Here is a 12251-nt window from a genome sequence, read left to right on the forward strand (position 1 = left end):
CACGCCGGCGGTCAGGGCAGGGGGTTGTTCAGCTGGGACAGCCGCAGCAGGGCGCAGTGCTCGCTGGCGGGTGGGCAGGACAAGAACACGGTGAAGGCGACCGGGTGCTCGGAGGTGACGGGCCGGTCGAACCAGACCCCGGCCCGATGCCGGGTGCCGGCGATGGTGTAGGCGATCAGGCCGTCGCGCAGGTGGCCGGCCGCCACCGCTTGCGGCCACTGGTCGGGCACGGCGACCTGCTGGATGCTCAGCCATTGCCGGGTGCGGTAGGCGGCCAGGTCCCGCCATGTCGTGGCCGACGGCAGGTAGTGGTCCAGGTCGTCGATCAGGCCGGGGGTCTCGATGCCCGAGGGGTCCGCGGCCGCCAGGAGCACCGCCCGCACGTCGGCGGGAGTCAGGGTGGTGAAGGTGTCCCAGGTGAACAGGGCGGCCGCGACGGCGCGCGCGAACTGCTCACCATCGGCGGTGATCGGCAACTGCGGAGGCGCGCTCGGGCCAGGTGCGGGCGTGCTCTTCTGACCAGTCGGCTGGCTCGATGCGATGACCATGGGGCTGTTGATCGGGTGCGGGGTGGGGCCGGCGAGCAGCCCGTAGACGCCGACGCCGGCCAGGACCAACAGCACCGCCCCAGCCACGACGGCGACCAGCAGGCCGCGCCGGTGCCGCACGGGGCTGAGGGTGGGGTCGGTCATGGTCGGCTCCTCCTGTCGGCTGGTCTGTCCACCCGACAGGTACGGGCGCGCCCCGCCGCACGGCTGGGTCAGGAGGCCACGGCGACCGGGCCGGGTGGGCGGGCGGCGCGGGCCGTGTCCAGGAAGCCGGTGGCGCCGGCCAGGTAGGACTCGACCAGGGCCCACTGGTCGGGGTCGGCGTAGCGGGCGAACTCGACCGGGTCGTACTGGTCCCACCAGCCGTGCTCGCGGCGCAGCAGGTCGACCAGCTTGCGGATCTGGTGGCGGGGACGGGCCAGCGGGTCGGCATCGGTCCACCCCGCCCGACCCGTGGTGCTGGCGGTGGCGTCCTGGCCCAGCTCGGTGATCCGGGTCAGGGCGCGGGTCGCCTCGGCCAGGGCGTCCTTGGCTGTGGGCTGGGCCTGCACCTGGGCCAGGGCGTCGGCGGCGGCGGCGCGGACCGGGTCGGGCTGGTCGGGGTCCTGCGCCTGGCCGGTCAGGGTGCTGACCGCTTGCAGGAGCTTGACGTGCAGGTAGCGGCCGTTGACCTTGCCGTCGGTGTTCAGCTCGAGCAGCGCCTCGGCGGCGGCCTGACGTACTTGGGGGTCTTGGGCGTCGTCGGCGGCGATCTGCTGCAGCTCGACGACGTGGTCGAGCATCCCGTGCGAGTCCCTGCCGGTGACCGCCCGGGCCGCCTGGACCCGGGTCTTGCCGCCGCCGGTCGTCGTGGGTGACGGTGGTGTCGAATCGACACCACCGTCACCACTGGGCTGGGGGTCGGGGGTGGGGGCGCCGAAGCGGGTGGCCTGCTGGCGGCGGGCGGCGTCCTCGGCGAGCAGCTCCTTCAGCTCGCCGTACAGCTGTGCTTGTTCGATCGGGGACAGCAGCTTGTGCAGGGTGTGCTCGTCCTGGATGGCCAGCACGGTAGACAGCCGGTCGGACACGCCGGTGACCACCCAGACCGGGGTGGTGCGCTGGCCGAGCTGGCGCAGCGCGGCCAGCCGCCGGTTGCCGGCGATGAGCACGTTGCCGGTGGTGATGGTGATCGGAGCCAGCAGGCCGACACGACGGATCGAGTTGGCCAGCTCGCTCAGGTCGCCCAGGTCGTGCCGGTAGGCGTGCCCGACGTGGATCTCGTCGATCGCATGCTCGAGGACCAGGTGGCCGTCGCGGCTCATGGGGTACCGGCCCGTTCCCGCCCGACCCGGGCGGCCTGCCGGGAGGCGTCGACCAGGTCCTGGTCGGTGAGCAGGTCGGCGGTGCTGTCGCCGAGCAGCGCCCGGGCCAGCAGGCCGAGGCGGCCGGGACGCCGGCGGCGGGCGGTGACGCCGACGACCAGCCGCACCAGCTGCGCCCACGCCTGGGGGCTGTAGCCGAGCCGCAGGGCTAGGGTCAGGTCGCCGGACACGACGTCCAGGGCGGACTGGTGGGAGGCCAGGCTGGAGATGCGATCGGCGATGTAGTCCACTGCCGGCGCCGTGGCGTGGGCGGGCCAGCCGGTCAGGACCAGGAAGACCGCGGTGGTGCGCACCACCTGCTCGGCGCCGTCGTCGTCCTGCTCGAGCTCGGGTCCGGTCAGTGGGGTCAGGTGGGGGTGCACGTCGTAGAAGTAGTCCTCGTAGTGCCCGGCACGGACCGGCTCGAACAGGGGTCGTCTGGTGGGGCGGCGGGCCTTGTCCTGGGAGGTCAGGTTCCGTTCGGCGTGCACCTCGGCGGCGATGCCGAGCGCGACGGCGCGGGTGACCACGGCCCACGGGTCGGTGGCCTTCAGGGTGGTGGGGGTGCGCATGGCGATGAACGCCTCGTAGCCGGCGTCGGCCGGGTCGCGATGCCAGGCCTTGGCGACCGGGGTGTACTTGGCGGTGGCGTAGGCCATCAGGTCGGCCGCGACCGGGCTGGTCGACCACGCATGGTGGGTGTTCAGGTCGGTCAGGACCTGGCGCAGCCCTTCGGGGGTGGTGAAGTCCAGGCCGCGGGCACCTGGCCCGGTCGGCTCATCGCAGTAGTGGTCCATGGCGACTCCCTTTGACGGTCGTGCGGCTAGCAGGCAGGTACGAAGCCCGCACCGCACGACGGCCATCTGAGGCCTGGCCGTCCGGGTGGGTGGCCGGGTTCAGGGCGTCAAGGAGCTCGCCACGGCGGGAGGGTGTCGTGGCTGGGGGTGGTGCCGCGTGGTCAGGCGGCGGGGATGAACCGGTGGGTTCTTGCGGTGCGGGGGCCGGGCGCACGCGTGGGGCGGGCGCTCGGGAGGGCTGAGGTCACCGGCTCACCGCCCGTCTCCCCGCGGCCGGTCGGCTGGCCGGGTTGGGGGACTCGTCCGGGTCGAGCTGGGTCTGGCGGCGGGCCAGGGCGGCGCGTAGCCGGGCCTGGCCGCCGTGCGCGGCGGCCGCCAGCAGTGCTCGGGTCGTGCGGTTGGCCTGGATGCCTTGCTGCAGCAGGGCGCCGCCGGCGCGGGCGGCCAGGTCGGTCGGCTGGACCCACTGCACGCCGGTCGTGTTCCGCTCGTGCGGGCCGCGGTCTCGATGCAGCGAGGGGTCGCGGTGGGTGGCCAAGGTCGCGGCGTGCTCGCCGCCAGTCGGGTTGCCGGTCCGGGGCGCCGGCTCGGCGGTGCGTGTCGGGTGCGGGGTCTGCTGGCTCATCGGGTGTCTCCTTGCGGCTGGCGGTCAGGTGCGTGCAGCCATCGGCTGACGGTCGTGGGGTGCACCCCCAGCTCGGCCGCGATCACCCGCTGCGAGGTGCCGGCGGCCGCCAGCGCGACAGCCCGCTGGCGTCGCTGCGGGTCCCGGCGACTCGCACCGCTGGGCCGCCGTGCCCGGCCAGCAGCCGGCAGGGTGCGGCTTTCGGGCTCGACCCGGCCGCTCGCCTGCGGCATGGCCGGGTGGAGGGTCGGGCCGGTGCGGGTCAGCTCGACGCTCAGGTGGGTCATGGCGACCAGGACCAGGGGCGGGATCGAGGCGACCAGGGCGGCGACCAGGGCCGGGACACGCTCGTCGGCAGCCACCACCGCGTGGGTGATGTTCGCCGCGACGGACACCCCGGCGCCGGCGCCCAGCAGCAGCCAGGCGAATCGGCGGGCCGGGGCGCCGGCCTGGCGCAGGGCGACCACCGAGACGGTGGCTTCGAGGATGACGCCGTCGACGATCAGCGGCCAGACCCACGCCTGCCGTTCGGGCACCCCGGCCAGGGTGGCCAGGTCGCGCAGGGTGGTGAACGACAGCCAGAACGCACCCATGGCCAGCAGCAGCGTCCCGGACACGCTGGTCGCCACGACGAACCGGGGCACCCCGATCCCTGGGCTGGCCGTCTGCTGTGGTTGGGGGTGGACGACGGGGGACAGCGTGGTCAAGCTCATCGCGACACCGCCGCAGGTCGGGGGGAGGCTGGAGGGCTTGGTGGGTCGGTGGGGAACAGGGCGGCGGCGCGGTGCGCGGAGCGGATGGTCGCGGTGATCTCGCTCGCGCCCAGGCCGATGGCCTGGGCGGACGGGGCGAGCAGCTCGTGGATGTCCGGCTCGGCCAGGCCGAGCTCGGCCAGCCGGCAGGCGGCCCAGAACAAGCTGGCGTTGCGGGTGCCTTCCTGGGCCCGGGCCAGCCAATCGGCCAGCTGCCGACTAGAGCGCACCGGGCTCGGGTCGCTCGGGGTGCCGACGCGGGTGGATGCGAGGGTGGGCCGGGGTGGGGTCAGCAGGTCACGGATCTGGTCGCCGTCGATCGGAGCGGGGTCGTGGCCCAGGCCGATGATCGTGTAGCCGGCCTCGACGTCGCCCTGGCGGACCCGGGAGGGTGGGGCCACGACGTACCCGCCGGCCCCGCGGAAGTCCACATGGTGTGTGCCGCGCGACCAGGACCGGCGCGGCTGGTCGGGGTCGGTGGGGTAGTACAGGTGCAGCCCACCGGACGGGGTGCGCACCGCCGCCAACCAGCCTCCGACCAGGCCGGCGCGTTGCAGCAGCTGCAAGGTGGGGTAGCCGGCCCCGGTGGCGTGCACGTCGATGTCGAGCACGTCCAACCCGGCGCCGGTCGCCAGCCCGATGTTCGCCTCCGGCAGCCAGGTCCACCACCGGTCGACCTGCCGGACGTCGGTGCTGGCGTCCTGGAACCCATGCGCGGTCGCCGGCCGCTTGCCACCCGGCAGGCACGGGAACACCGGCACGCCGGCACGCGCGTAGGCGCGTGCGGCCTCGACCCGCGGTGGGTCACTGACGCGCAGCCCGGCCAGGACCACAGCCAGTGCCTGCATCGCGCTCACCTCCCCACCACGGGCCACAAGGACGGCGACGTCCCATGGCCCCCTGCAGGTCAGGTGCGCGCACGTGTCGGCAACCCGTAACCCGCCTCGCCTCACGGTCCTGGGCTGGTCTGCGAGAGCCCCGACAGCAAGGGAAGCGGCGTGTCCTGACCGATCGGCCGACTGCTGAGGCAGACGTAGCCCTCCGTCAACAGATGCGCGGTTCTGCACCGAACATGCGCGAAATCGTCATGTGTCGCGCTGGCGCGCACCGACGGGTGGCGAGCCCTGTCGCCACCCTTCGGGCCGGCTGGGGAACATGGCGGCGTGAGACCGCGTCGTCGAGGCGCGGGGCGCCGGGCAGGTCAGTTCGTCGCGGGCGGACCGGGGTGTGCGGGGGAGGGGTGTGGGCCGTACAGCGGTCGCAGCAGGTCGCCGAGGTCGACCTCGAGGGCGACCGCCAGCCGGAACCAGGTCTCCAGGCTGCCGCGGGTGGCTGGCTTGTTCGGGTTGCGCCGCGAGCGTCCAGACTCCAGTGTCACGAGCGTGGCTCTGCCGACGCCGGCGCGGGCGGCCAGCTCGTCGTACGACCAGCCGCGACGATGGCGCAGCTGCGCCAGGTGCAGCCTCAGCGCGTCGAAGTCCGGCTCGTCGAGGTCTGGCACGTCACCAAGCGAATCGGTCGATGCGGTTGCCCGCGTGATGGCTAGCCATCACAATTATGGCTAGCCATCATGTTTCGGAGTCGGGTCGCTCGGCGGTCTGCCATATCGGCCGGGTCCGATCCGGGCAGTGCGGTGGCCTGATGGACATCACGGATGGCTCAGGGGCCGGTCGGGCCACGGGACACCCCCTCCTCGCGACCCGACCGGTCCCGGCACCACCGCCGGCCCGGCTCGGCGGGCTAGAGTCGCCGGCCCGGCTCGCCTCGGCCGCCCTGGCCGGGGGTCGGCTCGCCTGGGGTGAGGTCCTGCTCGCGGTGTGCGAGCAGGGTCCGCATGGCGGCGCCGGGCTGCAGCGCAGGCGCGCCCAGTGTGTCGAGGTCGGCACCCTCGCGTCCGGTGTCGGCGACCACGGCGTTGATCGCGACGATCACCCGGTCCGGGTGGCTGCCGGCGTCCAGCTGGTGCAGCAGGTTGGCGATCTTGTCCAGGCTCGCCGCATCGTGCTCGTCGACTCTGAACGCGGCCGAGGCCATCACCGTGTCGGCGACCGGGGCGTGGGCGACGACCAGCCGATACTGGCCGGTCCCATCCCGGCCGGTCGCCGAGTACAGGCCCGGGGCGAGCAGCTCGTGGGCCACCGAGGCCCAGCCCTCGTAGATCGGCACGCCGGTCGGGTCGTCCGGGTCGGGCACCGAGACCACTGGATCGCGACCGGCCAGGACCGCGGCGAGCTCGTAGCTCTGCTGGGAGCTGAGCAGACCAGCGGCCGAAACAGTCCTGCCGGGTTGGGCCACGGCCCGCAGCACCTGGACTGCCAGCAGGTCGGCCGGCACCCACTCCCGCGCGAACCGCGCCGGCAGATAGGGCGAACGGCCCCCGGCCCCGGCCAGCACGGTGCGCAGCGCCTGCTCACGGTCCTCGACAACCTGGTCGAACTGGGTCCGCCAGGCACGCAGGTCGGCGCCGTAGCGGACCTCGTCGATCTCTGCAGGGTAGCGGGGGGCGGCCGTGACCTGGTAGTCCTGCCGGTTCGGTCGCACTGGCAGCGGGAACCGTTCGAGCACGTCGACCACGTCGTCACGCAGGTTCTCGGTGCGCTCGAGCCGGTCCAGCAGCTCCGGCAGCCGCGAGGCGCGCAACCCCAGCGTCAAGCACTTCTCCCGCCACTGCTCCTGGGCGTCGGCCAAGCCGTCGGCATCCAGGCTGCCGTCGTCGCGAATGTAGGCGGCGGGGGACGGTTCGGGTGGGAACATCTCGGCGACCATCTCCGGGATCCCGGAGTCCTGCAAGGCCTCCCACCCGGGCAGCGGCGCCGCAACCGGCTGCCCCGGCGGGGCGCCGTCGGTCCAGGAATGGATCGCTCGACCTGCCGGGTCGGCGCGGTCGGGGTCTAGCCCGTCCGACAGCGTGCGGTCCAGGAAGGCGCGGGCGTCGCCCCAGGTCGCGCCGGTCACGTCGAACTCGACGTTCAAGCGATAGTGGCTGACCTGTGAGGCGTCGAGGGGTGGGGTGGTCGGCTCGGTCACGATCGTGGTCTCCTTCACTCGGCAGGGGTCGGCACGCCAGCCAGGTACGGTCCTCCCACGTCATGGCCCGCCGCGTGCCGGCCAGCAGCTCGCGCCGGGCTCGGTGCCACCTCGGGCTGCAGGGCCTGTTCTCGGGTGTGCAGCAGATCTGCTAGCAGCCGGCGCACCACGGTCTGGTGGGTGCCGTCGGTGCCGCCGGCCACCGGGATCTGGTGGAAGGAGAACGCCGGGTAGGCGGTCGCCGTCCGCAGCGCCTCGAGCCACCCGTCGACGTCCTCAGGCCACGTCCAGTCCGCCGGCGCCGGATGCTCGTCCAGGAAAGCGGCGGCCCCATCGAAGCCGGGACCCTCATGCAGCTGCTCGTACAGGGTCTCGGCCAGCATCCGCGCGAGCCTGACCGGGCTGCGATGCGCGATCACCGTCGGATCGTCGTCGCTCAGGTCCGACCAGACGATCACCGCCACCGACAGCTCGGGCGGCACGTACGCCGCCCGCAGCCCAGCCGCCGCTGCGCCCGTGCGGCCGGTGGCCTGGACCAGGTCGTTGACCCGCCCCAGCACCATCGAGGCCGTCGCGGGCGAGCGCACCAGCCGCAGGCTCGCCGCAACCTCGTCGAGCAGCCTCCCCTCCGGCGAGCCGGCCTCACCGGCTGGTCCCGGGACCGAAGTGGCGCTGGGGGTCGACATGGCAGGTCTCCTTCCGATCGGCGGCGACCAGGTCGAGGCGGTCGTGTGCGTCAGGTACGGGTCCACGCTCCCTGGGTCCGCCACCCAGCCGCGTGCATCGTGGGCGTACCGCGACGTCCTTGTACGACCGTCGTGGGGCCGGCTGCTGGCGGGCCGCTATCGGCATGCTGACCAGTAGCGTGCGTGTGTGGTGTGTGGTGTCCGAACCAGCCCAGCAGGCCGAAGCTGACGTGCTCGCCCTCGAGATCGGACGGATCGTCGTACGCGCAGTCTGGGTCGACGAGGTGTGCGCGGATCTCGCCGTGGAGTTCCAGCGAGCGATCGGGGCCGTCGACCGGACGGCGGTCACCGGCCAGAGCGGCGCGACGCTGGCAACCGCGCTGCGTCGGGCCGGCGCAGCGACCTGGGCAAGCGAGTACGCCGCGCTGTACCGGCGGCGCAATGAGGTCATCCATGGTCGGTGGTCAGCCGACGCCGACCACCGACAGGTTGTTCGCCCAGTACAGGGCGGCGCTCATGCTGGCGCGTTCGCCGTGACCACCTGGGACCGGGACTTCCTCCAACAGCTCGCACGCGACCTCGACGACCTGTTCGTCCGAGCCCGCCTCGAGCTGTTCACCCGCCGTGACATCGTGCACTGGCTGACCCCCGACCGGCCCTACCAGTAGCCGGCATCATTGCGGCGGCGCTACGACGGAAGCTGGTCCTGATCTGCGCGCCGCAGCAGCACCCCAGACCGTGTTCGCTCCCACCCGTACCCGGCGGCATCCCTGAACCCGACCCGCAGTAGCGCCGTGCCATCGGCCTCGTTGACAAGCCCGGGAGCCCAAGATGTGGCGGGCTGACCGGGGAGCAGAACCGGTAGTTCCCACTCCTGAGGCTTCGCCTCGCGCTCCGTCCATCGGTAGGCCACCACAACGTGAAAGACGGGCTGGTCCGAGGTGTTCTGGACGTGGATCGTGCGCTGGCAGCCCACGACGGGCGGCGGGCCGTCGGCGACCCGATCCCACGGCTCCTCATAGATCGACTCCCCGACCTCCCACGCAGCAACATGGGAAGCCTGCCGCCGCAGCTCCCAGGCTTCCCTGGCGCGGCGCTCTCCCGACGAGCGTCGCCACTCCAAGCCCGCCACAGCCAAGGCGACAACGACAGCCAGCGCGGTGAAGATCGCGCCGAACGCGTCCGACCAGGGCACACCCCACAGCGTCCGTACCGGTGTGGGGACCGGCGCGGCCGACCCCTCGAACGGCACCAGTCGGGACAGGGGCAGCAGCAGACCGCCGGTCGGCATGCCGCCAACCTAGCGGCAGCCCCGCATCCCCGGCCCCGCTCGTCCTTCGGCTCCGCCTGCGCGCCGGTGGTGCGGTGGTCGTGTGCTGGGGCGGCGGCTCGGTTCCACCGGCAATGGTGTGACCAAATGTCGAGTGCCCAACTCCTCTTGATCACGTGGACCGCCTGCGGGGTCCGCTGATGCGGTCGATGCGAGCGATGATCAGTGGGACGTAGTCGGGGTCCTTCTCGAATGCGATCACCCGGAACCCGGTCTGCACCGCCGCTTCCACCGTGGTCCCCGACCCTGCGAACGGCTCAAGGACCAGACCGCCTCGGGGCGTGATCAGGGTGACCAGCCAGCGCATCAGCCCGAGCGGCTTGACCGTGGCATGGGAACGGCCGAAGGCTCGGGGTCGCTCGGCCGGGGAGGCCTTGCCCTCGAACCGGAAGATCGGGAACCGCGCCGACAGCGGCCGGCTCTGCCAGGTCCCGGTCAGCAGGTCCAGCGCGTCGGCCTGCTGCTGGTCGAGCGCGACGTTGGTCGGCCAGCGTCCCTCACCGAACCGGGTCCCCTCGATGTTGAGCCCGCCGACCCCGTGCGTAAGCACGTTGGTCACCAGGCTGCCGTCCGGCGGTTTGCGGGCGACAATGATCGGTTCGAACGCCGGCCGCAGTCCCGTGCCCCACCCCTCCCACGCCTGCGCCTCACCGGTGACTGGCGTGCCCCGTGACGCAACGCTGCGCGTCGTGCCCAGCACGCCTGGCGAAGTCGAGAGCTGCACGATGCGGTCGTGTCGCGTCGCACCTGAGTGCTTGTCGATCGCGTGCGAGATGTCCATCGACTTGGGCATCCCAGCGGTGTGCAGCCACGCGATCTGGTCGCGAATCTCGAAGCCTGCATCCTCGACGCCACGCACCATGCGATGCCACGTGCGCGCACCGCCGAACGCAGCCAGATGCGCACCCGGCTTCAGCGCATGCAGCGCACCGTGCGCCCACGCGGCGCACCACGCCTCGAACACCTGGGCCCCGCTCATCGCACGCACGTCCAGCCCGTGCAGCGACTCGGCGAACCCCGCCGCGGCGTCCCAGGTATGCCCCGCGAAGCCCAGCCCGTACGGCGGATCGCTGACCAGAGCGTCGGCACCTGCCGCCGGAAGCCGGGGGAGCAGCTCCACCGCGTCCCCCTGGTACACAGTCACCCGTTCGTCCTGGTAGACCGGCGCCGGCAGGCGATCTTGCTCGTCGGGGACATCCTCGCCCATGTGGGCCTCCCGCTGTCGGGCCCACCTGTCGCCGACTGCGAGCGGTCGAGCCATCCAGCAGGTACGCGGTCGCCGGCGCCTCGCGTGCTGCTGCGGAACGGGTGCCCGAGCCGCCAGCGGCTGGGCGTGCCGATCGCCGGGCCCCTCGCCCGCGAGGGCCAGGCTGTTCCACACGATTGGCAATCGACGCCAGACGATGACGAATCGCATCTGATGCGATCCCGTCACCGGCGTTGGCCGCAGCCCCACGAGCCGCTTTCCCTGGGAATCTCAGCGAGCTGACGAGCCCGGATCGTTGCCCTGACCGCCGGGCGTCGGGCGCCGGCTCGAGCCATCCAGCCGTGACCGGGGCATTCTCCCGGCCATCGCATCCAATGCGATAATCTCGCATCAGATGCGATGCGCGCGGGAGGAGCGACGTGGCCGGTGACGAAGGCGCTCTGGCGGGCTCTGCCCGCTTGGTCCTCCTGGACGGGGTGGCGCTGCTGCGGCCCGACGAGCAGCTGTTCGAGGCGATGCTGGAGGGGTGGCGCAACCAGGGCCTGGCTCGGAATCTCGCCCGATCGACGGTGCGGGCGCGGGAGCGGCAGGTGCGCGCGTTCCAGTCGCACGCCGCGACATTCCCGTGGGAGTGGACGGTGTTGCACGCGGACGAGTGGTTCGCGGATCTGCGGGCGGTGCACCATTGCACGCGCTGGACGGTGCGCGGTTACCAGGTCGCGGTGCGCGGGTTCTGCGCGTTCGCGCTCGATCCGGCGTATGGCTGGGCCGAGGAGTGCATGCGGCGCTTCGGCACGCACCCGGTGCAGATCATCACCGATGTCAACTCCGCGCAGCACGTCGCGGATGTCGAGTCCGAGCCGGCGAAGCGACCGTTCACCCGACTCGAGCTGCAGGACCTGTTCGACTACGCCGACGAACAGGTCGAGGTGAAACGCTCCCAGGGCAAGAAGGGGTGGATGGCCGCGTTCCGCGACGCGACGACTTTCAAGACCGCCTACGCCTACGGCACGCGCCGCACCGAGACGCAGATGCTCGACGTGTCCGATTTCGGCCGCAATCCGGAGGCGCCGGAGTTCGGGCGGTTCGGGGCCGTGCATGTCCGGCATGGGAAGGCGAAACGTGCCTCGCCGCCGAAGCGGCGCACGGTGCTGACGGTCTGGCCCTGGGCGGTCGACATCCTTGAGCAGTGGTTCACCGAGGTGCGGCCGCTGTTCGACGCCGACGACAACCCCGCGGCATGGCCTTCCGAGCGGGCGCCTCGGGTGAGTGCGGCGCTGCTGGATCACCGGATGGCCGACTACCGGGAAGCGGTCGGCCTGGACCCGATCCTGGACTTCCACTCGCTGCGCCGCTCCTACGTCACGCATCTGATCGAGGACGGCTGGGACCCGAGGTTCGTGCAGGATCAGGTCGGGCACGAACACGCCTCGACTACGTCGATCTACACCGGGGTCTCCTCGGACTTCCGCGTTCGCACGCTGCGGCATGCGCTGGACCAGATCATCGCCGACGCGGTCGGCCCACAACAGGAGGAGTCGCGATGACCAGGCAGCGGCGGAAGGTGTCTTACGAGTGGCGGTTGCGGGAGGTGATGGCCGCCCACAAGATCTTCGCCACCACCGAGCTGGTCCCGCTCCTGGCCGAGCGCGGCATCGTGCTGTCCGCTTCACAGGTCCACCGCCTCGTGACCGCGACTCCCGAGCGGTTGTCGCTGCCGGTGCTCGCCGCGCTCTGCGACATCTTCGACGTCACCCCGGCCGAGCTGATCCCCACAGACGCGGTCAACGTCGGCGTCCGCAAGATCGCCGCCGGCGACCGGACCGCGAAGGCAACGGGCATCGGCGACCTGCGCCCGATCCGCGCCCGGATCGTCCGCCCCGGCGAGTGACCGCAGTCGATCCCGTCAGCGAGGTCTCCAGCTGCGCGCGCTGCGGTC

14 protein-coding genes are annotated in these 12251 nt (G+C 72.3%); 3 read left to right on the forward strand and 11 right to left on the reverse strand.

Annotation, left to right across the window (positions count from 1 at the left end; genetic code table 11):
• Window positions 1–11: 11 nt before the first annotated feature.
• From BGO37_RS17020 to BGO37_RS17060, 9 genes are all read right to left on the reverse strand, one after another.
• Complete coding sequence (locus BGO37_RS17020; RefSeq protein ID WP_291756912.1) at window positions 12–692, reverse strand: hypothetical protein; 681 nt, start codon at window positions 690–692, stop codon at window positions 12–14.
• Between the two features lie 68 nt (window positions 693–760).
• Complete coding sequence (locus BGO37_RS17025) at window positions 761–1849, reverse strand: ParB N-terminal domain-containing protein (protein ID WP_291756914.1); 1089 nt, start codon at window positions 1847–1849, stop codon at window positions 761–763.
• On the reverse strand, window positions 1846–2685 hold the full coding sequence (locus BGO37_RS17030; RefSeq protein WP_291756916.1) for a hypothetical protein: 840 nt from the start codon (window positions 2683–2685) through the stop codon (window positions 1846–1848). Before BGO37_RS17030 ends, BGO37_RS17025 begins: the two co-directional genes overlap by 4 nt.
• Window positions 2686–2929: 244 nt before the next feature.
• Complete coding sequence (locus BGO37_RS17035) at window positions 2930–3310, reverse strand: hypothetical protein (RefSeq protein ID WP_291756918.1); 381 nt, start codon at window positions 3308–3310, stop codon at window positions 2930–2932.
• Entirely contained in the window at window positions 3307–4023 is a 717-nt protein-coding gene (locus BGO37_RS17040; RefSeq protein WP_291756920.1) for a DUF2637 domain-containing protein, read from the reverse strand. The genes BGO37_RS17035 and BGO37_RS17040 overlap by 4 nt, the downstream gene beginning before the upstream one ends.
• Window positions 4020–4910, reverse strand: a complete 891-nt coding sequence (locus tag BGO37_RS17045) for a bifunctional DNA primase/polymerase (protein ID WP_291756923.1) — start codon at window positions 4908–4910, stop codon at window positions 4020–4022. The genes BGO37_RS17040 and BGO37_RS17045 overlap by 4 nt, the downstream gene beginning before the upstream one ends.
• Before the next feature lie 353 nt (window positions 4911–5263).
• Entirely contained in the window at window positions 5264–5563 is a 300-nt protein-coding gene (locus BGO37_RS17050; RefSeq protein WP_291756925.1) for a helix-turn-helix transcriptional regulator, read from the reverse strand.
• A 239-nt stretch (window positions 5564–5802) separates the two neighbouring features.
• On the reverse strand, window positions 5803–7089 hold the full coding sequence (locus BGO37_RS17055) for a hypothetical protein (protein WP_291756928.1): 1287 nt from the start codon (window positions 7087–7089) through the stop codon (window positions 5803–5805).
• 14 nt (window positions 7090–7103) lie between these two features.
• The gene (locus BGO37_RS17060) at window positions 7104–7775 is read right to left on the reverse strand and encodes a hypothetical protein (protein ID WP_291756931.1); all 672 of its coding nucleotides are present in this window, start codon (window positions 7773–7775) and stop codon (window positions 7104–7106) included.
• A gap of 164 nt (window positions 7776–7939) precedes the next feature.
• On the opposite strand from BGO37_RS17060, the gene BGO37_RS17065 reads away from it, so the two are divergent.
• The gene (locus BGO37_RS17065) at window positions 7940–8443 is read left to right on the forward strand and encodes a hypothetical protein (protein WP_291756933.1); all 504 of its coding nucleotides are present in this window, start codon (window positions 7940–7942) and stop codon (window positions 8441–8443) included.
• Window positions 8444–8463: 20 nt separating this feature from the next.
• Here BGO37_RS17065 and BGO37_RS17070 read toward each other — a convergent pair whose 3' ends face one another.
• Together BGO37_RS17070 and BGO37_RS17075 are read right to left on the reverse strand one after the other, a co-directional pair.
• Window positions 8464–9066 carry a hypothetical protein gene (locus BGO37_RS17070; RefSeq protein WP_291756935.1) on the reverse strand — a complete coding sequence of 201 codons (603 nt, stop codon included), beginning with the start codon at window positions 9064–9066 and terminating at the stop codon, window positions 8464–8466.
• A gap of 151 nt (window positions 9067–9217) precedes the next feature.
• A complete protein-coding gene (locus BGO37_RS17075; protein WP_291756937.1) occupies window positions 9218–10312 on the reverse strand; it encodes a site-specific DNA-methyltransferase in 1095 nt (364 codons plus the stop codon).
• A gap of 419 nt (window positions 10313–10731) precedes the next feature.
• Here BGO37_RS17075 and BGO37_RS17080 point away from each other — a divergent pair, with 419 nt between their 5' ends.
• Both BGO37_RS17080 and BGO37_RS17085 read left to right on the forward strand, forming a co-directional pair.
• Window positions 10732–11859: a site-specific integrase gene (locus BGO37_RS17080; RefSeq protein WP_291756939.1), complete on the forward strand. Its 1128-nt coding sequence runs from the start codon at window positions 10732–10734 to the stop codon at window positions 11857–11859.
• On the forward strand, window positions 11856–12203 hold the full coding sequence (locus tag BGO37_RS17085) for a helix-turn-helix transcriptional regulator (protein WP_291756941.1): 348 nt from the start codon (window positions 11856–11858) through the stop codon (window positions 12201–12203). Before BGO37_RS17080 ends, BGO37_RS17085 begins: the two co-directional genes overlap by 4 nt.
• Window positions 12204–12251 lie beyond the last annotated feature (48 nt).

This window comes from Cellulomonas sp. 73-92 (assembly GCF_001898175.1).
Lineage (GTDB): Bacteria > Actinomycetota > Actinomycetes > Actinomycetales > Cellulomonadaceae > Cellulomonas.